This window comes from Chitinilyticum piscinae, from assembly GCF_015223195.1.
Lineage (GTDB): Bacteria > Pseudomonadota > Gammaproteobacteria > Burkholderiales > Chitinibacteraceae > Chitinilyticum > Chitinilyticum piscinae.
In genome coordinates, this window is the sequence record NZ_JADFUA010000017.1 from 1 (window position 1) to 23,915 (window position 23,915).

A 23,915-nucleotide genomic window follows, 5' to 3' on the forward strand; every position below is an offset into this window, starting at 1 on the left:
CTCTATAACCAGCATTTGCCACAGCGGGCGCTACAGCACCAATCCCCCCTTCAAGCGATGAAGCATTGGCAGAAGCAAAGGCCCGAGTTATTCAAAAAGCGTGTAATTAATCGAGCGGGACTGGACATCTAGCTTGTTGGCAGCATCCGATTGCTCGCGGATGCGGGTTCGAACGCTCAAAACACTGAGTGGCAATGGATCGCGGTAGCAATGCTCTCAGCGATTTTCTGTTGATATGTTGTTAGACGTAGTAACTTTGCTTCATCCGGGTGGCGAATGACGCCGGCTTCGAGCAGGATGGCAGGGATGGTGTTGTGCCGCAGGACTGCGAAGTTGGCCTGGTAGATGCCCAGTTGTCGGTCGAGCATGGGGCGGTTTTCGCCGGCAATATTATCAGTGTGGTGCAGGGTGGGGCTGAAGCCGGCTTCCTGCAATTTTGCGCTGATTTGGCTGGCGCAGTGCAGGCTGCGGGCATATTCGGGCCCGTCACTGTTTACATAGAGTGAATAGCCGCGAAAGCGCTCGCTCATGAGTTGGGGCTGGCCATTGACCAGCCACTCTTCGAGAAATTCTTCCTTCATCGAGTCGTGATGCACCGAGATGAAGAGGTCATGTCCTGCTGCAGCCTCGGCGCGTGGCTTCAGTTCGTTCATGAGTCCGTCGTCACCGATCAATGTCACGCTATGCCCAGCATTGCGCAGAGTCTGTGCGATGACCTTGGCCAGAGCAAGGTTATAGCTGAACTCGGTTTCGCCATAGGCACTCAGGGTGCCGGGCTTGGCCAGATTGTGGCCGATATCCAGTGCGATGCGTGCTGCATTTGTCGCGGGGGCGATAGAAAAAACGCCGGCCAAGGCCAGCGTTAGCAGGGTTGTACGCAATTTTCTCATTGTGCCTGCCGCTCGGCTTCCAGGCTGGCAACCCTTGCGGCTTTGGCTTCAGCGCGTTTCGCGGCAAACTTGGGGCGCAGCAGATTCATCAATACGATGTCGCGTGCAGTCATCAAGGCAAACAACCAAGCGAGTAGAATGGCGGCGTAAGCCCACTGGCTATTGCGCAGGCCGGGGGAGAGGTGCTCGATCAGAGGATTGAGCGCGTATTGCACGGTGAGCAGGATGGCGACCACCAGTACGACAGTCGACATGGCCCGTTCCTTCAGGAAGGTGCCGCGCAGCAGGATGCGTTGCTCCATTTTGCTCAGGCCTTGCAGTTCGGGGACCTGATCCGGTCGGAGATAGAATGGCATGGTATTCCTTGGGTATTACCCTGTTGGCCTTTCATGAAAAGGCCTGTGGGCGTATAGATTATTGGGTATTCAGGAAAACAGCAGGCCGCTTGCGCGGCCTGCTGTTTTTGGATTGCGTAAGCCCTGATGAGTTCCGTTTATCCCAGCCACTTGCGGGCATTGCGGAACATGCGCAGCCAGCCGCCATCTTCGCCCCAGCTTTCCGGGTGCCAGCTGTTCTGTACAGTCCGGAACACGCGCTCCGGGTGCGGCATCATGATGCTGAAGCGGCCATCGGCGGTGGTGACACCGGCGATGCCTTGCGGGCTGCCATTCGGGTTGAGCGGGTAGGTCTGCGTGACCTTGCCGTGGCTGTCGACATAGCGCATTGCAACGATGGCCTTGCCGATATTGCCCTGCTGGCTGAAGTTGGCAAAGCCTTCACCGTGGCTGACCACGACCGGGAACTGGCTGCCGGTCATGCCGCCGAAGAACAGCGACGGTGATTCCGGCAGCTCGACCATCACGAAGCGGGCTTCAAACTGCTCGGACTGATTGCGGGTGAACTTCGGCCAGTTTTCCGCCCCCGGGATGATGCCGGACAGGTTGGCCATCATCTGGCAGCCGTTGCATACGCCCAGACCGAAGGTGTCGCTGCGGCCGAAGAAGGCTTCGAATTGCTCGCGGGCCTGCGGGTTGAACAGAATGCTCTTTGCCCAGCCTTCACCGGCACCCAGTACGTCGCCGTAGGAGAAGCCGCCGCAGGCTGCCAGACCCTTGAAGTCGGCTAGTTGCACCCGGCCGGCAATGATGTCGCTCATGTGCACATCGGTGGCGGCAAAGCCCGCGCGGGTGAACGCGGCGCCCATTTCGATGTGACCGTTGACGCCTTGTTCGCGCAGGATGGCGATGCGCGGCTTGGCGCCAGTCGCAATAAACGGCGCGGCGATGTCTTCGCTCGAGTCGAATGTCAGTTTGGCAAACAGACCCTTGTCCTGCTTGTCGTCCAGCAGGGCATATTCGCTGTCGGCGCAGGCCGGGTTGTCACGCAGGCGCTGGATTTGCCAGCTGGTGAACGACCAGGCCTTGTGCAGGGCCACGCGGGCTTCGTCCAGCAGAACGCGGTTGCGCTTCTTGATTTTCAGGCTGTCGTCGCTGTTGATGTGGCCGACGACGTGCAGTTCGCTGGCAAGCCCGGCATTCATGAACGCGGCAATGACCGCAGCTGTGTCGCTGCGCTTGACCTGCAGGACAGCGCCGAGCTCTTCATTGAACAGTACGCCCATCACGCGGCCATTCTCGGCACGGGCAACATCTTCCGGTGTAACTTCGCTTTGGGCGCGTTGTTGACGGCGACGGTCGATGCACAGCTCGTCGATTTCCAGGGTGACGCCGACGTGGCTGGCAAACATCATTTCGGTGATGGTGGCAATCAGGCCGCCATCGCCACGATCATGATAGGCCAGCAGCTTGCCCTGGGCATTGAGCGTCTGTACGGTTTCGAAGAAAGCCTTCAGATGCGGCACGCTCACGACATCCGGTGCCCAGTTGCCGACCTGTTTGTTGACTTGCGCCAGTGCCGAGGCACCCAGGCGGCATTTACCGCAGCCAAGGTCGATCAGCAGCAGGTCGGTATCGCGGTCATCCACCAGTTGCGGGGTCAGCGTTTTGCGAACGTCGGTAACCGGGGCGAAGGCGGAGATGATCAGCGACAGCGGCGCTACGACGGCTTTTTTCTCGCCCTGGTCTTCCCAGACCGTCTTCATCGACAGCGAATCCTTGCCGACCGGAATACTGACGCCCAGCTCGCGACACAGCTCGAGGCCGACGGCTTCCACGGTGTCGTACAGGTTCGCGTCTTCGCCCGGATGGCCGGCTGCGGCCATCCAGTTGGCGGAAAGCTTGACATCGCCCAGCTTGGCAATCGGCGCTGCGGCAATGTTGGTCAGTGCTTCGCCCACCGCCATGCGGCCGGAGGCCGGCGCGGAAATCAGCGCCAGCGGGGTGCGTTCACCCATGGCCATGGCTTCGCCAAGATAGGTGTCGTAGCTCATCGCGGTAACGGCCACGTCAGCGACCGGTACCTGCCAGGGGCCGACAAACTGGTCGCGCGCAGTGTAGCCGCCGACGGTGCGGTCGCCGATGGTGATCAGGAATTTCTTGTCCGCCACGGAGGGGAGTTGCAGGATGCGGTACAGCGAATCCTTGAGGTCAAGCGACGAGGAATCGAATACCGGCAGCTCCGGTTTCAGGCGCTGTACGTCGCGCGTCATTTTCGGCGGTTTGCCCAGTAGCACGTCCATCGGCATGTCGACGGGCTTGTTGCCGAAGTGCGGATCTTCGACGACCAGCTGGCGCTCGGTGGTTACTCGCCCGATCACGGCAAACGGGCAGCGCTCGCGTTCGGCGATGGCCTCAAAGGCAAGCAGAGCATCCGGCTTGATCGCTAGTACGTAGCGTTCCTGTGATTCGTTGGACCAGATTTCCTTCGGTGCCATGCCACGTTCTTCGATATGCACCTTGCGCAGATCGAATACGGCCCCCATGCCGGCATCGTTCACCAGTTCGGGGAAGGCATTGGAAATACCGCCGGCGCCGACATCATGGATGGACTCGACCGGGTTCTTTTCACCCAGTTGCCAGCAGCGATCGATGACTTCCTGAGCGCGACGTTCGATTTCCGGATTGCCGCGTTGCACAGAGTCAAAGTCGAGATCGGCCGCATTTGCACCGGTGGCCATCGAGCTGGCCGCACCGCCACCCATGCCGATCAGCATGCCCGGTCCGCCGAGCTGGATCAGCAGGCAGCCTTCCGGCAGGGCATTCTTGCCGACATGGATGTCGCGGATGTTGCCCAAGCCGCCGGCGATCATGATGGGCTTGTGATAGCCGCGGCGCTCGCCATTGACGGTTTCCTCGAAGGTACGGAAGTAGCCGGTGAGGTTGGGCCGGCCGAATTCATTGTTGAACGCCGCGCCGCCGATCGGGCCTTCGATCATGATGGCCAGTGCGTCGGCAATGCGTTCGGGCTTGCCGTAAGTCGGCTCTTCCCAGGGCTGGACAGCGCCGGGAATGTTCAGGTTGGAAACGGTAAAGCCGGTCAGACCCGCCTTGGGCTTGGAGCCGCGGCCGGTGGCGCCTTCGTCGCGGATTTCGCCGCCGTTGCCGGTGGCCGCACCCGGGAAAGGCGAGATGGCGGTCGGGTGATTGTGCGTTTCCACTTTCATCAGGATATGGGTGTTTTCCTGATGGCCGGCGTATTCGTTGGAGCCGGGGGCGGGGTAGAAGCGGTTGATCAGGGCGCCTTCGATCACCGAGGCGTTGTCGGAGTAGGCAACGACGGTGCCTTGCGGTGCGGCCTTGTGCGTTTCGCGGATCATCCCAAACAGGCTGTAATCCTGCTTTTCGCCGTCAATGATGAAGTTGGCGTTGAAGATTTTGTGGCGGCAATGTTCGGAGTTGGCCTGCGCGAACATGGTCAGCTCGACGTCAGTCGGATTGCGGCCGAGCTTCTGGTAGTTCTCCACCAGATAGTCGATTTCATCATCCGACAGGGCAAACCCGAATTCATTGTTGGCTTTGAGCAGGGCATCCTTGCCGCCGGCGAGAATATCGACCGTCAGTAGCGGCTTGGGCTCGAAGTGGCGGAACAGTTCCGCGCCCGCTTCCAGCGAATCAAACACCTGCTCGGTCATGCGGTCGTAAACCAGCGGCAGCAGAATGTTCTTTTCCGCGGTGGACAGTGCGGCACCATGCTTGCCGGCATAAACCACCATCCCGCGCTCGATGCGCACGACCTTGCCTTCCAGTCCGCAGTGCAGCGCAATGTCGGTGGCTTTGGACGACCAGGGCGAGATGGTGCCAAGGCGCGGCAGTACGACCAAAGTGGTGCCGGTGGCCAGCTCGGGCTGTGCCGGTTCGCCATAGCTCAGGATGCGTTCGAGGGTGCGGCGTTCTTCGTCGTTCAGCGGTGCGGAAAGCTCGACAAAGTGCCAGAACTCGGCATACAACTGAAGTACCAGTTCGTGCGGTGCCAGCGCGGCAGCCAGTTTGTCGATGCGGAACGGAGAGAGCGCGGTGCCACCACGCAGTTTGAGCACTTCAGCCATGTCGGATTGTCCAGAATGACAAGAGAAACAAAGACGTGATCATACCGAAAAACCTGTTTATTTGCTGGCTTGCCGCATGCACTACGCTGCTGGCCGGCCTCAATCCGGGTGTTGCCGCTGCTGCCGATGTGACGGCTTATACGGAAAATCTGCCGCCGCTCAATTACGAGCAGGATGGTCAACTGCGGGGCTTTAGTGTTGAACTGTTGCAAAAAATGGCCAGCGAGGCCGGTCTGACCCTTGATATCCAGGTCATGCCCTGGATCCGGGCTTACCAGACTGCCCAGGGGGATGGTGACAATCTGCTTTTCACGCTGGTGCGCACCCCGGAGCGGGAGGCCCTTTTCCAATGGATCGGCCCGGTTGCCAAGCGGCAGGTCTATCTGTTTCGGCTGACAAGCCGCAGCGAAATTTTGCCGCGCAACCTGGATGAAGCGCGGCGCTGGCGGATTGGTGTGGTGCGCGAGTCGGCATCCACGCGCCTGTTGATGGCCAATGGTTTCGAGCTGGGACGTGATCTTGAGCCCGGTCAGGACGATTACATGAATATGCGCAAGCTGCAGCATGGCCGTATCGACATGATGCTGGCGCTGGATGCCTCGGCATATTTCAATCTGGCCAAACTGGGTGGAGCGGAAAACGACATTGTTCCCGCCTTGCTGGTCGACGGGCAGAGTGAATACTACATCGGCGCCAGCCCCCGGTTTTCTCCAGCCAAGCTGCAGCGACTGCAGCAGGCTTTTGCAAAATTGCAGCGCAACGGTGAGCTGGCTGCACTGCGGCGGCGCTATTTCGGCAGCTAGTTTGACTGCACAATTGCGGCAAAGTCATGCGCATTGGCTGCTTCTATGCTTCATACCGGACTGGCGATAGCTGCTCATTGGCTGTTGTATGGGCTATACAGGCAGTGTGCTGCGGCTTGGGGCTTGCAGCCTTTGGAGTATGATCTTTCGCTAATCGAGGTGAGTACCTCATCGTGACTGCTCTGCTACTGCAGCGCAGGAATGCCTGTGCCCCCCTAGAAGCCGCTGAGCCGGTTCGACATCATAACCATGCGGAGTATCGTAACAATGACCCAACCCGCCGGATCCCACCTGCAATTCACCTGGCAATGTCTGGAAAATGGCCATAATGGCGACAACTTTCTGGCTGAGCTCAAGCTGACCAATCTGTCCGAACAGGCGCTCGCAGGCGAGGGCTGGACGATCTACTTCAATACTTGCCGCAAGATCAAACCCGAAACCGTGACCGGCGGCGTCGAGATTGAACAAGTCAATGGCGACCTGTGGCGCATGAAGCCGGCCGCCGGCTTTGGCAAGCTTGCCAGTGGCGAGACACGCCTGATCGCCTATGAAGGCATGTTCTGGACCATCTCCCATACCGATGCACCACTGGGCTTCTATGTGGTCTATGGCGAAGGAACCCCGGCTGCGCACGCTGAGGAAATCGGTGATCCGGTGATTCTGCCCTTCGCCACCGATGCTGCCCGTAACCGCAATGCCAATGACAACACACCGCAAAAATGGTCTGCGGAAAGCCGTTTTGCCGATAATGCCGGCCTGTCGCTGCTGGCGGCCGACAAGGTGGGCAAGATTACCCCGACTCCGCTGGAATTCCGTGCGCAGGCCGGCGAATTCCACATCGATGCCGATACCCTGATCGTGCATCCGGCTGCTCTGGCTGGTGAGGCCGCGCTGCTACGCAGTGTGCTCAAGGACGTCAGTGGCAGCGAATTGCAGCGTTCGGCCATCCCTGTAACCGGTCGCAGGGCGATTGTGCTGCAGCTGGGCAAGGTGGCCGCTGCGCATGCTTCGGCCAGCGAAGCCTACGTTCTGGATGTCACGGCAGGCGGTATCACCATTACGGCCAATGCGGCTCATGGCGTGTTCAATGCCATTCAATCCCTGCGCCAGTTGCTGCCGGTCGTAAGTTATCTCAATCCGCAGCCGGTGCTGGCGGTGCCTTGCTGCCATGTGCAGGATGCGCCGCGCTTTGCCTATCGCGGCATGCATCTGGATGTGGGCCGCAATTTTTCCAGCAAGGAATCAATCCTGCGTCTGCTGGACTGCATGGCGCTGTACAAGCTCAACAAGTTCCACTTTCACCTCACCGATGACGAGGGCTGGCGCCTGGAAATCCCGGGGTTGCCGGAGCTGACCGAGATCGGCAGCAAGCGCGGCTATACCGCTGACGAGCGTGACAATCTGGTGCCGTGTTTCGGCTCCGGAGCGACCGTAAAGGGCTCCAGTGGCACAGGCTTCTATACCCGTGAGGATTACATCGACATCCTGCGCTTTGCGGCTGCCCGCCATATCGAAGTCGTGCCGGAAATCGACGTGCCGGGACATGCCCGGTCCGCAATCAAGGCGATGGAAGCGCGCTATCACCGCCTGATGGCCGAAGGTCGCGAAGCGGAAGCCAAGCAATACCTGCTCAACGACTTCAACGACGCCTCCAAGTACGAATCGGTACAGCTCTGGCACGACAACGTGATCTGCATCGGACTGGATTCGGCGTATGCCTTCATCGAAAAGGTGCTCGATGAAGTGCATGCGATGTACAAGGAAGCCGGCGTGGCGTTCACCACCATGCACACTGGCGGCGACGAAGTGCCCCATGGCGCCTGGGAAGGCTCGCCGATTTGCCAGAGCTTCATGAAAGAGCATGGATTGGCCACGATCCAGGATCTGCTGAACTACTTCATGGAGCGCTATCGCGGCATGTTGAAGAAGCATGGTCTGACCTTCGGCGGCTGGGAAGAAATCGCGCTGGTCAAGGAGACGCACGATGGCGCCACCCACCATGTGCCCAATCCGAAATTCGTCAATGCCAACTTCCAGCCTTACGTCTGGAACAACGTGTGGGGCTGGGGTCAGGAAGACTACGCCTACCAGCTGGCCAACGCCGGTTACAAGACCGTGCTGTCGAACGTAACCAATCTGTACTTCGATCTGGCCTACGCCAAGGATCCGGCCGAACCGGGTTACTACTGGGGGGGCTTCATCGAAACGCGCTATGCCTACGAATTCTGCCCGCTGGATATCTTCACCACGGCTAGCGTCAATCTGTTTGGCAATCCGCTGGACCGCGAGGCGCTGGACAAGAAGGTACGCCTGACCGAAGCAGGGGTGCAGAACATTCTCGGTATCCAGGGGCAGCTGTGGGCGGAAAACGTGCGTGATGCGGGCCGGCTGGAATATCTGGCGATGCCGCGTGTCATCGCCCTGGCCGAACGCGCCTGGGCGGCCGATCCGGGCTGGACGACGATGGCTGACGCGGCCGCGCGCCAGGCGAAGATGGATGCGGACTGGAACGAGTTCGCCAACCGTCTGGGCCAGCGCGAGCTGGCGCGTCTGGATGGCTTCCTGGGTGGCTATGGCTACCGGATTCCCTTGCCGGGCGCCAAGATCGAAAACGGCAAGCTTTTTGCCAACGTGTCTGCTCCGGGATTGACTATCCGCTATTCGCTGGATGGCAGTGAGCCGACGGCAGCGTCTCCGGTGTACATCGCACCGGTCGAGGCTCTGGGTACGGTGAAGCTGGCGGCATTCTCCTCGAGCAACCGCAAGAGTCGTACTGTTATTGTTGGCTAAGGGTATGCGCTGCTGAGTCTTCATATCAAAGACTTGCGGTCTGATACCCAGATAAGGGCGCGCAGCTGGCTGCGCGCCCTTTCTCTTGTGGGCTTAACTTGCGCGAGATGACAAGTGCAAGCCGGCGTTTTGCGTTATAGTGCGCGCCGTGCAAGGTGCCCGTACCAAGGTGACGGGATAATCGGGAAGCAGGTGAAAAACCTGCGCTGCCCCTGCAACGGTAAGTCAGTGTGGGTCATTCAGCGCCGTCCGGAACGGCGAGCCACTGCCGGAATTTCTGCCTCATGAAGGCCGGATTCCAGCGGGAAGGCGGATGATCAAGTCTGACGAGCCCGGAGACCGGCCTTGCAATGTTCCTGCCCATGCCGGCAGGGTGTTGTCGTTGCGGCAGGGGAAACCGCACGTGTCCGGTCTGCCCTTGTCTGCCCGCCGCACGCGCCTTCCTGCCGCCTCATGCAATACACATGGGGTGTATTGCCAGGAAAGCCAATGAATTCAAGTTATTCCCGTATATACCTGATTGTTGCCGCCGCCTTTGCGCCGGTTGCTGCGTTTGCTGCACCGACCCAGTTGGATGAAGTCGTGGTGACCGCCGCGCGCGTGCCTACCCAGGCCGAGCAGTTGCCGGTGAGTACCACCGTGATCACCGCCAGCGACATTGCCGCTAGCCCGGCCACGAGCATTGCCGAACTGCTGTCTGCCGAGGTTGGCATCCGCAGCTTCAATAACTCCGGGTCCCAATACAGCGCGCCGATCGATCTGCGTGGTTTCGGCGTTACGGCCAGCAGCAATACCCTGATTCTGGTTGATGGCGTGCGGCAGAATACCAATGATCTGGCTGCCCCGAATCTGGCCGGCCTGCCGCTGAGCGCCATCGAGCGCATCGAAATCGTGCGCGGCTCCGGTGCCGTGGCGTATGGCGGTGGCACGACCGGGGGGGTCATCAACATCATCACCCGCAAGGCAAAGGCCAACAGCATCAGTGGTGAAGGCAGCCTGCTGGCGGGCAGTGATCGCTATCGTGAAGTTAATGGCAGCATCCGGGCTGCGGGCGAACTCTTTGCGCTGGATGCCTTCGTGCAATCACTGCGCACGGATCACTATCGTGACAACAATGCCGAGCGTGTCGATGCAGGCGGCGCTGGAGTCAGCCTGAATCATGATACTGGCAGCGTGCGCGCCTTTGTCCGGATCAGTGACCAAAATCTGCGCCTGCCCGGGGGCCGTACGGTCGATCCGGCAACCGGACTGGACGAAATGCACGATGATCCGCGCGGCACGTCCACGCCGGATAATTTCATGGATACCGATAGCCATACGCTCGGAATCAGTGTCAATCAGGATATTGGTGCCAATGGCGTGTTGCTGGCTGATGCCGCCCGCCGCGACAAGGACACCCGCGCCCTGTACCGCAGCGGCTGGGGGGACTGGTGGGATGAGCGCGAGCTCGAAGAAACGACCGCCAGCGTGCGTTACGAACACCGCTTTGCTGCGGGTCATCAGCTGATTGGCGGTATGGATTTGCTGGATAGCCGCATGGATGGGCGCTCCGGTGCCACGCCCCAGCCGAGCGTGCGGGCCGAGCAGCGCCACCATGGCATCTTTGCACAAGGATTGTTCCAGGTGCAGCCGCAGACTACCCTGACCCTTGGCGCGCGTCGTCAGTGGATTGACGAAGAGATTCGCGATCTGGGCGGTGGTGGAGGAAATCATCAAACCGATACCGCGCTGAATGCCTGGGAGGCCGGTTTGCGCCATGCGCTGACCAAGGAGTGGTCCGCCTACGCCCGGATCGGCAAGAGTTTCCGCCTGCCCAATGCCGATGAGCTGGCGTATCTGACCGAAGCACTCCGCCCACAGACCTCCCTGGACAAGGAAGTGGGGATCCAGTGGCAGATCGCTACCGCATCGGCCCGGCTGGCTGTATACCGTTATGATCTGGAAGATGAAATCCACTTTAACAAGCTGGCAGGCGGTGGCTGGGGCAGCAATGTGAACCTGGATCCGACCCGTCGTCAGGGCATTGAGCTCGAGGGCAGCTGGCAGCTGAATGAGCAGTGGCGCGTGCTGGGCAATACCAGCTGGCAGGATGCCACATTCCGCAGCGGCAGCGCAGGTGGTATCGATCTGGCCGGCAATCGCGTGCCGATGACCCCAGAATGGCTGGCCAATGCCGGTGTTCGCTGGATGCCCATGCCTGCGCTGGGTATCGGTGCCGAGGTGCAATATGTCGGCAAGCAGCGCCTGGATAATGATCAGTCCAACCAGTTTGCTGCGCAGCTGGCCGCCTACACCCTGTTCAACGTGAAACTGGATTACCGCTTCAACCCGACACTTTCGGCGTCGCTGGTGGTCAACAACCTGTTCGACCAGGACTATGCCAGCTACGGTATTCGTAGTGGGGCCAGTGGTGCCGCCGGGAGCTATGTCCTGTACCCGGAAGCTGGCCGTACGATACAGGCTAGCCTGAGCGCGCAATTCTGATGACTTTAGGCAGCGCGCATGACGCGCTGCCGCAGTTGATAACCGGAGATACATGATGGATGACGCACAGCTGCGCGAACAACGGCATGCAGCCCGCATGGCGCGCAAGAAGGCACATATCGATGCACGCATTGCCGAAGCCGATCTCGATACCGGCGTCATGCTGCTGCTGACCGGCAATGGCAAGGGCAAATCCTCCTCGGCCTTTGGCATGGTGGCTCGAGCCATCGGCCACGGCATGAAGGTGGGAGTGGTGCAATTCATCAAGAGCCGCACGGATACAGGTGAAGAGGCATTTCTTGGCCGCCACTGCGAATGGCACGTGATGGGGGATGGCTTTACCTGGGATACCCAGAACCGCGAAGGTGATACGCGCAAAGCTGAAGAAGCCTGGGCGGTTGCCCGCCGCATGCTGGGCGATCCGTCCTATGCCCTGGTCGTGCTGGATGAGCTGACCTATTGCCTGTCGTATGGTTATCTGGACCGGCAGCAGGTGATCGCCGATCTGGACGGGCGTCCCGAGATGCAGCATGTGGTGGTCACCGGTCGCGCCGCGATCCCGGAGCTGCATGAAATTGCCGATACGGTGTCGCTGATCGAGAATGAAAAACATGCCTTTCAGTCCGGCATCCGTGCCCAGCAGGGGCTTGAGTGGTAAGCCTGCCGATGCAGGTCGTCGCGACGGCGTGCCTGGTGTTGCTGCTGACACCCTTGCGGGCCGCTCCCGTGACGGTGGCAGATGACCTCGGCAGGCTCGTTAGCCTGAGCGAGCCGGCCAGGCGCATCGTCAGCCTGGCGCCACACGTTACCGAGGACCTTTTTGCAATTGGTGCGGGTGAATGGATTGTCGGCGCTGTCGACTACAGTGATTATCCTCCCGCGGCGCGGCGGATTGCCCGGGTCGGAGGTTACAGCGGCTTTGATCTGGAGCGCATCCGCAGTTTGCGTCCGGATCTGATCGTGGCCTGGGGGACAGGTAATCCCGATCGGCAATTGCAACAAATACTGCGTATGGGTATCCCGGTTTATATAAGTCAAGCAGAGCGGCTTGAGGATATACCTGTAACCCTATTGCGTCTGGGGCAGCTGACAGGCCAGCAAGCCGTGGCGCAGAAGGCTGCCGGGGCCTACCGCACCCAGTTGCAGCAGTTACATCAGCGCTATGCTCAGCGTACTCCCGTAAGGGTCTTCTATCAGGTGTGGCAGCGCCCGCTGATGACGATTAATGGTCGGCAGTACATCAGCGATGCGCTGCGGACCTGTGGCGCTGTCAATGTTTTTGCCGATGCCAGGGCACTGGTGCCCACCGTGGATGTGGAGGCCGTAGTGGCTGCACGGCCACAGGCCATCATTAGCAGTGGCGGTGAAGAAGGGGATCCGCTGGGCAGCTGGCGCCAATGGCGTAGCATACCGGCGGTGCAGCATGGACAACTGCATGTATTGCCCAAGGATATCCTGGTGCGCATGGGACCCCGGCTCGTCGAGGGCACCGCGGCGCTGTGTGCCGCCGTCGAGCAGGCCCGTCAGGCCTTGCCCTCGCGCTGAGCCGGATTAGCGTTTATTGCTGCGTGTTGCCGCAGTGCTGGCGCCGTATTTCTGCCACAGGGGCTGCAATACCCCTTTCTTTTCCAGTTCGGCCAGCAGCATCCCCAGTTCGGCAGCGCTGGGCTCGTAATCCTGTCGCACCAGCACGGTGTGGCGGTATTCCTGATCAATGCGCTGGGAAATCAGCAGGCGACTGCGCAGTTGTGGATGGGTTACCAGATATTCATTCAGATAGGCCGAGGTGATTACCGCGACATCCCCTTTGCCCTCCAGCAGCAGGCGCAGTGTGGCCTCGTTATTGGTCGTGCCGGTCATGTTGAAGTTGCGGCGCAGATATTCTGGGTCGCTGTTGAATCCGGCGAAGCCATAATGGTAGCCACGCATGCCCAGCATGCGCTTGCCCTTGAAGCTGTCGAAATAGCGCTGATCCCGTCCGGGCATGTTGAGGGCAACATAATTCTCGGCACCGGTCAGAAAGACCGGGCTGACCTCTACCGGATATTTTCCCCAGCCCCAGTTGCGATTTTCGAAGAACATCACATCGAAGGCATTCCGTTCGAAATCGTAGTACCTGCGACTGGGGCTGGTGGTGACGATACGGAACTCGTATTTATCCTGCTGCCGGTTCAGGATATCCAGCAGCTCCATCCGGGCTTCGCCGGCCTCATTCAGGTTCACGTAGGGCGGGAAACTATAGGCGCCCACCAGCACCGTCAGTTTGGCGGCGCTGGCCACGTTCATTAGAAGGAAAGTCAAAGCAATCAATGACTTCAATGCCGTTGTTCCCTTGGGGATAAGTATCTTCTGTTATATAGATACTCGCAGGTGAAGGCAAATCGGCCGTGCGGTGGCAGGTGAGATGTTACCGGAATGTGACAAATGCATATTTCACTCCTGACATCTCTGCCGCTGCAGGCCGGGTGAGTCACTGCAGAATGCTTGCGATATCCACCTCGTCGACCTGTTCGGGGCGCATGAAGCGTTCGGCATAGTCGCGGTACACCCCGCTGCGCAGGAATAGCTCGAACAGCTCGGCATCGATGTGCTGGTCCTTTTTCATGAAACTCATGATTTTGATGGCTTCCGAGAGGGTCTTGCCTTTCTTGTAGGGGCGGTCAATCGCGGTCAGTGCTTCGAAAATATCCGCGATCGCCATCATGCGCGCAGGCAGGCTCATTTCATCACGGGTGAGCCGTTTCGGGTAACCGGAGCCATCCATTTTTTCATGGTGGCCACCGGCAATCTCGGGAACCCGTTGCAGGTGGCGGGGGAAGGGCAGTTTCTCCAGCATGATGATGGTCTGGATGATGTGCTCGTTGATCTTGAAGCGTTCTTCTTCGGACAATGTGCCGCGGGCGACGGCGAGATTGTAGAGTTCGCCGCGGTTGTAGAGGTGTTCGGGGACCTTGACGCGGAAGCCCCAGCGGTTGTCCTCGGGGAGTCGGTCGCGTTCGCTGCGGGTGATGATGTGTTCCGGCTTGTCGGCCAGCAGCGCCTCGGTTACGGGAAGCGGCGGCTCGGGAGTGCGTGCCTTGCGCTCCTTCTCTTCATGCGATATCCCGATGCGATCGGACAGCGTGCGCTGCCAGTGCCGCGCGGCAATCTGTCCCAGTCGCTCGATCTTGTCCGCCGCCATGAATTCACCACCTTCATTGCAGGTTGCGACAAAGGCAAAATCATCATCGAGCTGTGCCAGTTCGGCCATCAGCTCGGTCTTGAGCGCATCCGGGTCGCCGCCTGCGGCAATGCCCTGCCAGCAGCGGATTTCCGCATCCCGCTTGAGTACTTCGAAGCGCATGCGGACTTCATGGATGCGGTCGTAGAGTGTTTCCAGCTTGGTCGCCTTGTCAACAACGTATTCCGGCGTCGTCACCTTGCCGCAATCATGCAGCCAGGCCGCGATGTGCAGTTGCTCCCACTCATCGTCGCCGAGCGAGAAGTCGGCAAAAGGTCCTTGTTGCTGATCGCAGGCGGCACGAGCCAGCATCTTGGTCAGCTCGGGAACGCGCTGGCAGTGCCCGCCGGTATACGGGCTCTTCGAGTCGATCGCGCCGGCAATCAGCTGGATGAATGCCTCCAGCAGAATTTTCTGTTCATTCAGCAATCGCTGGGTGTACAGCGCGGTGGCTGCGGTGCCGGACAGGGCGGTGAGGAATGCCAGCAGGTCGTCATTCAGTTCCTGCTGCTGCGGATCCACTACCAGCACCAGTGCGCCCAGCAGTTCACCCTCCTTGCTGCGCAGCGGCAGGGTCAGCAGCGTGAATCCAGCGTCTGCCGGTACCGGGAGCTCCGGGAAAGTCTGAGCGAGATCGTCGCCACTAGCTTGCTGGCAGATTTGTCCGGATCGCAATGCCCGGGCCAGCAGGTGTTCCGTTTCCAGGTCGATCCGGTGTGGCTTATCCTGCTCGAGGACGCTGTCCAGCCAGCCTGCCTGTGCCAGTGCCAGCGTGCGTTTGTCGCTTTCCTGAAGATAAATGGCGCCACCCGAGGCATGGCAGATGGCCTGCATTTCGCGCAGGATCAATGACAACAGGCGATCGAAATGAGTTTCGCTGGCAAGGGCACTGGAGAGTTGCAGGAAGCGATTCACGGTTTCTTTCATGCTGCCCAGCGCACGGGCGACACGGGCCACTTCCAGAATGCGGGTATTGACGTCGACCGGGCCATCGAACTGGAAACGCTCGATCTTCTGCATTTCAGCCGACAGCGCATCCAGCGGGCGGGCGGCCAGTCGCGCCAGCCAGATTGCCAGAGCCAGCCCGAACGCGATGCCACCCAGAGTGATGAATATGCCGTTATTGCGGATGCGGTAGGCTTCTGCCAGTAATTCATCCCGCGGCGAGGCTATCATCAGGGTCAACGAGGCACCCTGGGGCAGTGCAATCGGGGTGACTACGCCTTCCCAGCCACGACCTTCCGCGTCGAAACTCAATGCTTGCCCCTGACTGTAGGCAGGTAGCGCGGCCATGGTCTTCAGCACCGGAGCATCCAGCTCGGCGAGCGTTTTCAGTCTGGCACTGCCATCTGCCTGCCGGGTAATCGCCGGTTCGCCCCGGGCCCATCCCAGTACGTTGCCGCTGGTGCCCAGCAGGATGAGTCGGGAATCCGGTGTGGCCTTGGATTGCTGCAGCAATTGGCTGATGCTGCGCAGGTTGACATCTATGCCGGCGACAGCTTTCTGGTTGGCGGTTCGCTGTGCCAGTGTGACCCCGACCGACTGTGTGGTAAAGAAGTAATAAGGCGGGGTAATGATGACACTGCCAGACTCGCTGGCGGCCTTGAACCAGCTACGGGTTCGCGGATCATAGCGATACGCGGGATCGCTCTGGCTGCCGATCTGCTGCAGTTTGACATCAAAGAATAAATAGTCGGCACGTACCGAGTCCCCCTCATGGTCGATACTCTGCACGATCCAGCGCGTCAGGGGCGGTGGATTGAATTTAGTCTTGAGATCCGGCTCGTCAAGGTAGCGGCGCAACATGAAGAAATCGCCGTCGTCATAGCCCATATAGATGCTGGCGCTGGCCGGCTGCTCGGCGATTGCATTGACCAGGAAGGGCAGGCTGTCGAGGCGCTGTTCGAGGCTGGTGGCATTCATCAGGCGCTGATTGGCCAGCAGCGCTACGCTGACCTTGGCTGGAATGTACAGAGATTGCACATTGCTTGCGGTCATCTTGGCGATCTGCTCGAAGCGGCCCTGTGCATTGTCCTTGAGCAATCGGGTGGTCGCCTGATACTGGTACCAGCCCGTAAAAGCGGCATAACCGATCAGCAGGCCAATGAAGAGATAGGAAATGTGAATGTATAAGGGAATGGACTGGCCTGCGGCGGCACGTGGGTTCATGGCAGTCTCGAATTGGAAGGCGCTGGTAGAAAGATAGTCAGAATAATGTCTGTCCGCTTACATTGTGACGAAACCAACGGCGCCAGCGCCGCTGGTTCGGGGCGGGCGTGGCACAATACCGCTTTGCCCATCGTCCGGATCTGCGCCCAGTCATGCCCGCCCATCTGACCCCCCGCCGCTGCCTGCTGATCCTGGGAGGCGTCAGCCTGCTTTTGCTGCTGGCCATGCTGCTGAGCCTGGCGATTGGCAGCAGCAGCCTGCCGCTTGGAGAGGTGTTGCACTCCGGTGAAGCTGGGCAAGCGGTGCGCGATGTGATTTTCAATCTGCGGCTGCCGCGCACGCTGGCGGCGGTGGCGGTGGGGGGCTTGCTGGCGCTGGCAGGCTGCCTGCAACAGGTATTGCTGCGCAACCCGCTTGCCGACCCTTATGTACTGGGAACCTCGGGTGGGGCCAGTGTTGGCGCGCTGCTGGCGCTGCTGCTGGGTGCGGGGCTGCTGCTGGTCAATCTGGCCGCCGCGCTTGGGGCGCTGGCTACCATCGTTATCGTGTTCTTGCTGGCCGGCCAGGATCATTCGGCGACACAGTCACGTCTGTTGCTGACCGGCGTGGCGCTGGCCGCATTCTGCGGCGCGCTCAGCTCCTTGCTGCTTAGCATGGCGCCGGATGGCTTGCTGCGTGGCATGGTGTTCTGGTTGCTGGGTGACCTCTCCGCCGCGCCCTGGCAGTGGCCGCTGCTGGCGCTTCTGGGGCTGCTCCTGATGGCCCTCTGGCTGGCGCCAGTCTTGAATGTCATGGGTATGGGCTTGCAGTCGGCGCACTCACTGGGTTTGAATGTGCATACCCTGCGTTGGGGGGTGTATCTGCTTTCGGCGGCCGCGTGTGCACTTGCGGTTACGTCGGCAGGGATGATCGGTTTTGTCGGCCTGATCGTGCCGCATGCGCTGCGCTTGCTGCTGGGGCAGGATTTGCGGCTGCTGCTGCCGGCTGCGGTACTGGGGGGGGCGCTGGTGCTGTTGCTGGCCGATGTGCTGGCGCGTACCTTGCTCGCCCCGCAGCAGTTGCCGGTCGGCGTGGTCATGGGGCTGATCGGCGTGCCGGTGTTTCTGTGGCAGCTCTCGCGGAGGGCTGCGGCATGACGCTGGCCTGCAGGAATCTTGCACTGTCGCGTGGCGGGCGCCAATTGCTAGAGAGCCTGAACTGGCAACTGGCTGCGGGCGAATGCTGGCTGATACTGGGAGAGAACGGCAGCGGTAAGAGCACGCTGCTGGCTACGCTGGCAGGCTGGTTGAAACCCGAAGCCGGTGAGGTTTCACTCGCTGGTGTGCCGCTGGCGCAGTTGCCACGCCGGCAGCGGGCACAGGAGCTGGCCTGGCTGGTGCAGCAGGACGAGCAGCCTTTTCCGCAAACAGCGCTGGAGCGGGTGCTCAGTGGCCGGCAGCCCTGGCTGCAGGGCTGGCAGTGGGAATCCCCCGCCGATGTGCAACTGGCACGCCAGCAACTGGCACGGCTAGATCTGGCCATGCTGGAGGCGCGTGATCTTGGGAGCCTCTCCGGGGGCGAGCGCCGCCGTGTCGCGCTGGCCGCCGCGCTGGCACAACAGACGCCGTGGCTGCTGCTGGACGAGCCGCTGTCGCAGCTTGATCTGCGCCATCAGCAGCAGGCACTGGCGGTCTTGCGCGAGGAGTGCAGGCAAGGGCGGGGTCTGGTCATGGTGACGCACGACCCCAACCATGCCTGGGCCTTCGCTACGCATGCACTGCTGTTGCACGGTGATGGTCGCTGGCAGGCGGGCCCCTGTGGGGAGGTTTTGACCGAAGCCGCCCTCAGTGCGTTGTATCACCATCCGGTACGGTTGCTGCGTGACGGAGGACGGGCCTGTTTCGTTCCGGGCTGAGCAGGCCTTTGTCGAGCCTTATAGCGCGGGGCTCGGACAGCGGCGGTGAATGGCCTCGATGGCCGCCAGCAATTCGTCGCTGAGCGTCACGTCGCCGACCGACAAATTTTCCTGCAGCTGCTCCAGCGTCGTCGCTCCCAGAATGGTGCTGCAGACAAACCAGCGGCTTTGTACCCAGCCCAGCGCCAGCTGCGCCGGAGTGAGGTCATATTCCTGCGCCAGTGCCGCATAGGCGGCAACCGCCTCGTTGACATGGGGCTTGAGGTAGCGCACACCGAAGTTGGCAAAGCGCGTCATGCGGCCATCGGCCTGCGGATTGCTGACGTACTTGCCGGACAGGAGGCCGAAAGCCAGCGGGCTGTACACCAGCAAGCCGACATTTTCGCGGTGGCAGACTTCATTCAGGCCGTGCTCGAAGCCGCGATTGATCAGGTTGTAGACATTCTGGATGGTGCTGATCACCGGTAGCCCTTGTTCGCGGGCCAGGCGCTTGCATTCCATCACGCCCCAGGGCGTTTCATTGGAAACGCCGATGTGCCGGACCTTGCCGGCCTGCACCAGCTCACCAAGTGCCGCCAGTGATTCGGCCAGTGCCGGCCCATGCTCATACTCGTTCGCCGGGTCGTAGTAGGTCTGGCCGAACATGGGCACATGGCGTGCCGGCCAGTGCAGCTGATAGAGATCGATGTAGTCGGTCTTGAGGCGCAGCAGGCTTGCGTCGCAGGCGGCAATAATCTGTTCGCGATTGAGTTGCGGGCCGCCGCGGATCCAGTCCATGCCGCGATTCGGACCGGCGACCTTGGTCGCCAGAATGATCTCCTCGCGTGATTGGTGCTGTAGCCAGCTGCCGACAATGCGCTCCGTGGCACCCTGTGTACCGGCTCTGGCCGGTACCGGGTACATTTCCGCCGTGTCGATGAGATTGATGCCGGAATCGCGGGCCAAGTCCAGCTGCGCATGTGCCTCGGCTTCACTGTTTTGTTCACCAAAGGTCATGGTGCCAAGGCAAAGGGTTGACACGGCCAAGTCTGTGCCGGGCAGGGTACGGTAATCCATGCTGATTCCTCGGTATCGCTTTGCTGCAATCTTGCCAGAGCGGCCAGCGATTGTCTTGCCATCCGGCGGGCTTGAATACATGTATGGGTATTTTCCTGAATGCTTGGAATGAGCTTTTCTCCAGCGATATACACTCATTGAGTTTTGCTGAGTTTTGCTCTTCTAGTGACGGAGAATCCGTTAGAATTCTCCCGTTTGGCTAAAGGGCATTACACGGGCATGCTGGATTCACTGCGACGACCAAAGCGGGTTGCGCTGGCGCTGATGGCGCTGGTGCTGCATCTGCTGTTGCCGTTTGCGCATGCACTGGAACGCTCAACGTTGGCATCGGGAACACCGGTGCTGTGCAGTGTTGTGCCTTTATCGCCTGTCACACCTGAGCCGGATCGGCATGCTGCCCCGGTTCTGCCGCTTTGCCCGGTCTGCGTCGGTACGTCCGGCCTTGTTCTGGCGCCGCCACCGGTGCCACCAGCCTTGCCCTCGCTTCATCACGCCGCCAGTCTGCTCCGTCTGGCCGGAACCGAGGGCTTTTTTCTTGCTGCGCCCGATCGCGTTCTGCCGCCGGCACAGGCTCCGCCAGTCCAGCCAGACTGACCCGCTACCCATTTCCGGCTGCGCCCTGAAGGCCGCAGCTCACGACTTATTGCTTATCGAGAAATTGCCATATGAAGTTCAAGAAATACACCGCCGGCTGCTTGTTGCTGGCTACCGCTATTCTGGCTGCCGCCCATGGTTTCAAGGCTGGTGATGTGACCATCGCTCATCCCTGGGCGCGCGCTACCCCGCCGGCGGCCAAAGCGGGCGGGGTGTTCATGCAGCTCACCAGCATCAAGGGCGACCAGTTGCTCAAGGCCGAATCGGCACTGGCCGACAAGGTCGAAATCCATGAAATGAAAATGGACGGCAATACCATGACCATGAGTCCGGTACCCCAGCTCGACCTGCCGGCCGGCAAGGAGGTTAGCCTGGCGCCGGGCAGTTACCACATCATGCTGTTCGGACTGAAGCAGGCACTCAAGGCCGGCGACAGTTTTCCGCTGACCCTGACCTTTGCCAAAGCTGGGCGTGTTCAGGTTGAGGTGAGCGTTGAGGCGATGGCCAAGCCAGCCAGTGGCACCGTGCAACACCAGCACGGTAGCCATTGATTCCCTTGGCCAAGCAGTAAAAACGGCAGCCCGCGGGCTGCCGTTTTTACTGCTTGCGGAATCGCTTACTGGCTTACTTGACGGCGGTGACCTTGTAACCCGCTTTGCGCAAGCGCTGGATCACGCCGGCTTCGCCGCCGAGGAACTGCGCACCGATGCCGATAAAGGCGTCGCCCTTCTCCGCCGCCTTGCCGATCCGCTCGGCCAGTTGCGGGGCGCGGCCGCTGATCTGCTGGTTGCGCCAGTTGTCATACCAGCCGGCTTCAGTGGCTGGTAGTTGCGGGTATTCCTTGGCGAACAGCTGCGGCAGTTGCTCGATCTGTTGCTTCAGATAGGCACCCATATAAGTCTGGTCGTTTTTGGCGACTTGTTCCTGCTGGTCGATCAAGGCGTAGAGCAGGGGAATCTGCTTGGCTTCGGGAATGCTCTCGAAGCGCTTGAGTGTTTCCTCCATGCTCTCCAGGCCGAAATAATCCTTCTGGCTTTCGATCGCCATTTTGGAGAACAGCAGATCCATCGGGATCTGGCCGGTCTGCTTTTTCGGAATCAGCAGCAGCATGATGGCGCCCCAGGGCTTCATCTTGGCGGTGGCGACTTCCGGATAGCCCCGCGCATCCAGCTCCGGCACCAGTCGGGCGTAGTACTTCGGATCCATTTTCGCAGCAAGGCTCGGTTCCGGAGTGAGAATGGCCTTGCCCATTTCCATCATGCTGTTGAAGTCGAGCTTGACCTCGGTGCCGATCAGCTTGCTGTCCATGAAGGCTTTCTTCATTGCCGGCGAGAAGCTGGTGGCGCGGGTATCGCTCACGTAGGCGATGCCGTAAACCCAAGTCGGGGCGAGGCCTTTTTTCTCGATCTTCCACAGCAGCGAATCAGCGGTTTTGGCGGCAGGAGCTGCGAAACTGGCAGCTGGAGCGAGCAGGGCAGCAGAGACCGCGGCCAGCAGCCACGGACGGAAACGGTGCAGCATTGAATGACCTCCTTGAACGAGGTCGACAGTATAACAGGGTGCTGCGGCTGGCATGTGCCGGCTGAGGGGCTAAGGTGGCCTGCTCAGGCTCGCATCAGTTTGCGGATTTCATCGACCAGTGCCAGCGCCTGGGCATCGCTGAGCGCTGATTCTCGCATTGCCAGATGCCAGCGTGCCAGTACTCTGCGCAGTCCTGCCTCATCACGGATGCTGGCAATTTCCGGTTGTAATGTCCGGCCAAAGAGCCCGAGATAGAGCTCGCAGCTCTCCAGCATCAGGGTGCGGATCATGCGGATGCGATGTTCGCTCAGGGGGCCTGCTTCGGGGGGCGCCGGAACCTGAGGCGCTGGCGTCAACACCGTGAGTTCGGCTGGTGTGCTGATAATCGCGGCATCCAGCGCCGTGGTATGCCGCCCCGATTGTCCCGGTGCCGGCTCGACAAAACCCTGATGGGCAAGCTCGCGCAGCAAGGGAATGACTTCGAGCCCGACCAGCAGCACGGTCAATGCACTGACGGATTTTGCGCCATCGACCAGTATCAGCAGGCGACGCAGTGCCTGTGGCAGCTGATGTGCACGGGTTGCGATTTCCTGCTGCCCCTTGTCTGTCTTGATCAGCACCAGATTGCCTGGCAGCTGCACATGCGTGTCGATCATCGTCCGTGCCCTCCCGAATCGGAGGCGAGTATGCCGGCCGATAGTGACAGGGATAAGACAGCGACAAAAGCACAAAGGCACCCTCCGGGTGCCTCTGTGCTGTGCCGCTCTGCTGGGGGATTACCAGTTGGTTTCCCGCTCGGGGGAGGCGGTGATCTTGTGGATCGACAGGTCTGCCCCGTTGAATTCTTCTTCCTCGGTGAGCCTTAGTCCCATGGTTTTGTTCAGCAGGCCATACACGACATAGCCGCCCGCAAAGGCGATACCGACCCCCATCAGTGTACCGACCAACTGTGCGGCGAACGTAACACCACCGGCACCGCCGAGTGCCGGCAGGCCGAAGATGCCGGCGGCGATGCCACCCCAGGCACCGCACAGCCCGTGCAGCGGCCACACACCCAGCACGTCGTCGATCTTCCACTTGTTTTGCGTCACGGTGAACAGCCAGACGAACAGTGCACCGGCGACGCCACCGACAATCAGGGCACCCAGCGGGTGCATGATGTCCGAGCCGGCACAGACGGCAACAAGGCCTGCCAGTGGGCCGTTGTGGATGAAGCCAGGGTCGTTCTTGCCCATCAGCATGGCAACCAGCGTGCCGCCGACCATGGCCATCAGCGAGTTCATGGCAACCAGACCGGAGATGCCTTCGACTTTCTGGGCACTCATCACGTTAAAGCCGAACCAGCCCACGATCAGAATCCATGCACCCAGCGCCAGAAAGGGGATGGACGACGGCGGGTGGGCGGACACCGCGCCATCCTTGCGGTAGCGGCCCCGACGCGCACCAAGATGGAGCACGGCGGCCAGGCCGATCCAGCCCCCGACAGCGTGAACGACCACCGAGCCGGCAAAGTCATGGAAGTTGGCTCCAAGCGCTGCCTTGAACCAGTCCTGTACCCCGAAATTGTTATTCCAGATCATGCCTTCGAAGAAGGGATACACCAGCCCGACCAGCAGGAAGGTCGCTGCCGATTGCGGGTGGAATTTGGCACGTTCGGCAATGCCGCCGGACACGATGGCTGGAATGGCTGCAGCGAAAGTCAGCAGAAAGAAGAACTTGACCAGCCCATAACCACTGAGCTGGGTCAGTTCACTGACCGGCCCGAAGAAATGCACGCCATAGGCGATGCCATAGCCGATGAAGAAATAGGCCAGTGCCGAAACGGCAAAATCGGTCAGGATTTTTACCAGTGCATTGACCTGGTTTTTCTTGCGTACCGTACCCAGCTCGAGGAAGGCAAATCCGGCGTGCATCGCCAGAATCATGATGGCCCCGAGCAGGATGAACAGCACATCCGTGCTGGTTTTGAAAGCGTCCACGTGATCTCCATTAACCCGAATTGCAGGATTGCGGCGGTTATCCGCCATCTTCAGGGGGATCACATCAGCAA

The 23,915-nt window shown here is 60.4% G+C and carries 18 protein-coding genes, 1 pseudogene and 1 riboswitch; of the genes and pseudogenes, 10 read left to right on the top strand and 9 right to left on the bottom strand.

Annotated elements, in window-relative coordinates; genetic code table 11:
• Positions 1 to 132: pseudogene (locus tag INR99_RS17615) on the top strand (IS481 family transposase); the annotation flags it as partial.
• Between the two features lie 44 nt (positions 133 to 176).
• Here the strand turns inward: INR99_RS17615 and INR99_RS16820 are convergent.
• The 3 genes from INR99_RS16820 to purL all read right to left on the bottom strand — a co-directional run bounded on the left by INR99_RS16820 (position 177) and on the right by purL (position 5,334).
• On the bottom strand, positions 177 to 890 hold the full coding sequence (locus tag INR99_RS16820; RefSeq protein ID WP_194117496.1) for an N-acetylmuramoyl-L-alanine amidase family protein: 714 nt from the start codon (positions 888 to 890) through the stop codon (positions 177 to 179).
• The gene (locus INR99_RS16825) at positions 887 to 1,246 is read right to left on the bottom strand and encodes a hypothetical protein (protein WP_194117497.1); all 360 of its coding nucleotides are present in this window, start codon (positions 1,244 to 1,246) and stop codon (positions 887 to 889) included. Before INR99_RS16825 ends, INR99_RS16820 begins: the two co-directional genes overlap by 4 nt.
• 137 nt (positions 1,247 to 1,383) lie before the next feature.
• Positions 1,384 to 5,334, bottom strand: a complete 3,951-nt coding sequence (gene purL / locus INR99_RS16830) for a phosphoribosylformylglycinamidine synthase (RefSeq protein WP_194117498.1) — start codon at positions 5,332 to 5,334, stop codon at positions 1,384 to 1,386.
• Between the two features lie 35 nt (positions 5,335 to 5,369).
• Here purL and INR99_RS16835 point away from each other — a divergent pair, with 35 nt between their 5' ends.
• The 5 genes from INR99_RS16835 to INR99_RS16855 all read left to right on the top strand — a co-directional run bounded on the left by INR99_RS16835 (position 5,370) and on the right by INR99_RS16855 (position 12,956).
• The gene (locus tag INR99_RS16835) at positions 5,370 to 6,137 is read left to right on the top strand and encodes a substrate-binding periplasmic protein (RefSeq protein ID WP_194117499.1); all 768 of its coding nucleotides are present in this window, start codon (positions 5,370 to 5,372) and stop codon (positions 6,135 to 6,137) included.
• 267 nt (positions 6,138 to 6,404) lie between these two features.
• Positions 6,405 to 8,927, top strand: a complete 2,523-nt coding sequence (locus INR99_RS16840) for a beta-N-acetylhexosaminidase (protein ID WP_228098416.1) — start codon at positions 6,405 to 6,407, stop codon at positions 8,925 to 8,927.
• A gap of 136 nt (positions 8,928 to 9,063) precedes the next feature.
• A riboswitch (cobalamin riboswitch) is annotated at positions 9,064 to 9,289 on the top strand.
• Positions 9,290 to 9,416: 127 nt separating this feature from the next.
• On the top strand, positions 9,417 to 11,411 hold the full coding sequence (locus tag INR99_RS16845) for a TonB-dependent receptor (protein WP_194117501.1): 1,995 nt from the start codon (positions 9,417 to 9,419) through the stop codon (positions 11,409 to 11,411).
• Positions 11,412 to 11,466: 55 nt separating this feature from the next.
• On the top strand, positions 11,467 to 12,069 hold the full coding sequence (gene cobO, locus INR99_RS16850; RefSeq protein WP_194117502.1) for a cob(I)yrinic acid a,c-diamide adenosyltransferase: 603 nt from the start codon (positions 11,467 to 11,469) through the stop codon (positions 12,067 to 12,069).
• Positions 12,063 to 12,956, top strand: coding sequence for a cobalamin-binding protein (locus tag INR99_RS16855; RefSeq protein ID WP_308431511.1), 894 nt, complete (start codon positions 12,063 to 12,065; stop codon positions 12,954 to 12,956). Before cobO ends, INR99_RS16855 begins: the two co-directional genes overlap by 7 nt.
• A gap of 6 nt (positions 12,957 to 12,962) precedes the next feature.
• Here the strand turns inward: INR99_RS16855 and INR99_RS16860 are convergent, their stop codons facing one another.
• The gene (locus INR99_RS16860) at positions 12,963 to 13,730 is read right to left on the bottom strand and encodes a transporter substrate-binding domain-containing protein (RefSeq protein ID WP_228098417.1); all 768 of its coding nucleotides are present in this window, start codon (positions 13,728 to 13,730) and stop codon (positions 12,963 to 12,965) included.
• A 151-nt stretch (positions 13,731 to 13,881) separates the two neighbouring features.
• On the bottom strand, positions 13,882 to 16,800 hold the full coding sequence (locus INR99_RS16865) for an HD domain-containing phosphohydrolase (protein ID WP_194117504.1): 2,919 nt from the start codon (positions 16,798 to 16,800) through the stop codon (positions 13,882 to 13,884).
• Between the two features lie 152 nt (positions 16,801 to 16,952).
• On the opposite strand from INR99_RS16865, the gene INR99_RS16870 reads away from it, so the two are divergent.
• Positions 16,953 to 17,936: a FecCD family ABC transporter permease gene (locus tag INR99_RS16870; RefSeq protein ID WP_194117505.1), complete on the top strand. Its 984-nt coding sequence runs from the start codon at positions 16,953 to 16,955 to the stop codon at positions 17,934 to 17,936.
• On the top strand, positions 17,933 to 18,694 hold the full coding sequence (locus tag INR99_RS16875) for an ABC transporter ATP-binding protein (RefSeq protein WP_194117506.1): 762 nt from the start codon (positions 17,933 to 17,935) through the stop codon (positions 18,692 to 18,694). The genes INR99_RS16870 and INR99_RS16875 overlap by 4 nt, the downstream gene beginning before the upstream one ends.
• Positions 18,695 to 18,712: 18 nt before the next feature.
• Here INR99_RS16875 and INR99_RS16880 read toward each other — a convergent pair whose 3' ends face one another.
• Positions 18,713 to 19,750, bottom strand: a complete 1,038-nt coding sequence (locus INR99_RS16880) for an aldo/keto reductase (protein ID WP_194117507.1) — start codon at positions 19,748 to 19,750, stop codon at positions 18,713 to 18,715.
• Positions 19,751 to 19,969: 219 nt separating this feature from the next.
• On the opposite strand from INR99_RS16880, the gene INR99_RS16885 reads away from it, so the two are divergent.
• Entirely contained in the window at positions 19,970 to 20,344 is a 375-nt protein-coding gene (locus tag INR99_RS16885; RefSeq protein WP_194117508.1) for a hypothetical protein, read from the top strand.
• Positions 20,345 to 20,415: 71 nt separating this feature from the next.
• On the top strand, positions 20,416 to 20,895 hold the full coding sequence (locus INR99_RS16890; protein WP_194117509.1) for a copper chaperone PCu(A)C: 480 nt from the start codon (positions 20,416 to 20,418) through the stop codon (positions 20,893 to 20,895).
• Between the two features lie 73 nt (positions 20,896 to 20,968).
• On the opposite strand, the gene INR99_RS16895 is transcribed toward INR99_RS16890, so the two are convergent.
• The 3 genes from INR99_RS16895 to INR99_RS16905 all read right to left on the bottom strand — a co-directional run bounded on the left by INR99_RS16895 (position 20,969) and on the right by INR99_RS16905 (position 23,844).
• Positions 20,969 to 21,865: a TraB/GumN family protein gene (locus tag INR99_RS16895; protein WP_194117510.1), complete on the bottom strand. Its 897-nt coding sequence runs from the start codon at positions 21,863 to 21,865 to the stop codon at positions 20,969 to 20,971.
• Positions 21,866 to 21,948: 83 nt separating this feature from the next.
• The gene (locus INR99_RS16900) at positions 21,949 to 22,521 is read right to left on the bottom strand and encodes a hypothetical protein (protein WP_194117511.1); all 573 of its coding nucleotides are present in this window, start codon (positions 22,519 to 22,521) and stop codon (positions 21,949 to 21,951) included.
• A gap of 120 nt (positions 22,522 to 22,641) precedes the next feature.
• Positions 22,642 to 23,844: an ammonium transporter gene (locus tag INR99_RS16905; protein WP_308431512.1), complete on the bottom strand. Its 1,203-nt coding sequence runs from the start codon at positions 23,842 to 23,844 to the stop codon at positions 22,642 to 22,644.
• Positions 23,845 to 23,915 lie beyond the last annotated feature (71 nt).

Excerpts from the sequence above, each read along its gene's own strand:
- INR99_RS16820 (WP_194117496.1), bottom strand. The coding sequence starts at position 890 with ATGAGAAAATTGCGTACAACCCTGCTAACGCTGGCCTTGGCCGGCGTT.
- INR99_RS16825 (WP_194117497.1), bottom strand. The coding sequence starts at position 1,246 with ATGCCATTCTATCTCCGACCGGATCAGGTCCCCGAACTGCAAGGCCTG.
- purL (WP_194117498.1), bottom strand. The coding sequence starts at position 5,334 with ATGGCTGAAGTGCTCAAACTGCGTGGTGGCACCGCGCTCTCTCCGTTC.
- INR99_RS16840 (WP_228098416.1), top strand. The coding sequence starts at position 6,405 with ATGACCCAACCCGCCGGATCCCACCTGCAATTCACCTGGCAATGTCTG.
- INR99_RS16845 (WP_194117501.1), top strand. The coding sequence starts at position 9,417 with ATGAATTCAAGTTATTCCCGTATATACCTGATTGTTGCCGCCGCCTTT.
- cobO (WP_194117502.1), top strand. The coding sequence starts at position 11,467 with ATGGATGACGCACAGCTGCGCGAACAACGGCATGCAGCCCGCATGGCG.
- INR99_RS16865 (WP_194117504.1), bottom strand. The coding sequence starts at position 16,800 with ATGAACCCACGTGCCGCCGCAGGCCAGTCCATTCCCTTATACATTCAC.
- INR99_RS16870 (WP_194117505.1), top strand. The coding sequence starts at position 16,953 with ATGCCCGCCCATCTGACCCCCCGCCGCTGCCTGCTGATCCTGGGAGGC.
- INR99_RS16875 (WP_194117506.1), top strand. The coding sequence starts at position 17,933 with ATGACGCTGGCCTGCAGGAATCTTGCACTGTCGCGTGGCGGGCGCCAA.
- INR99_RS16880 (WP_194117507.1), bottom strand. The coding sequence starts at position 19,750 with ATGGATTACCGTACCCTGCCCGGCACAGACTTGGCCGTGTCAACCCTT.
- INR99_RS16885 (WP_194117508.1), top strand. The coding sequence starts at position 19,970 with ATGCTGGATTCACTGCGACGACCAAAGCGGGTTGCGCTGGCGCTGATG.
- INR99_RS16890 (WP_194117509.1), top strand. The coding sequence starts at position 20,416 with ATGAAGTTCAAGAAATACACCGCCGGCTGCTTGTTGCTGGCTACCGCT.
- INR99_RS16895 (WP_194117510.1), bottom strand. The coding sequence starts at position 21,865 with ATGCTGCACCGTTTCCGTCCGTGGCTGCTGGCCGCGGTCTCTGCTGCC.
- INR99_RS16900 (WP_194117511.1), bottom strand. The coding sequence starts at position 22,521 with ATGATCGACACGCATGTGCAGCTGCCAGGCAATCTGGTGCTGATCAAG.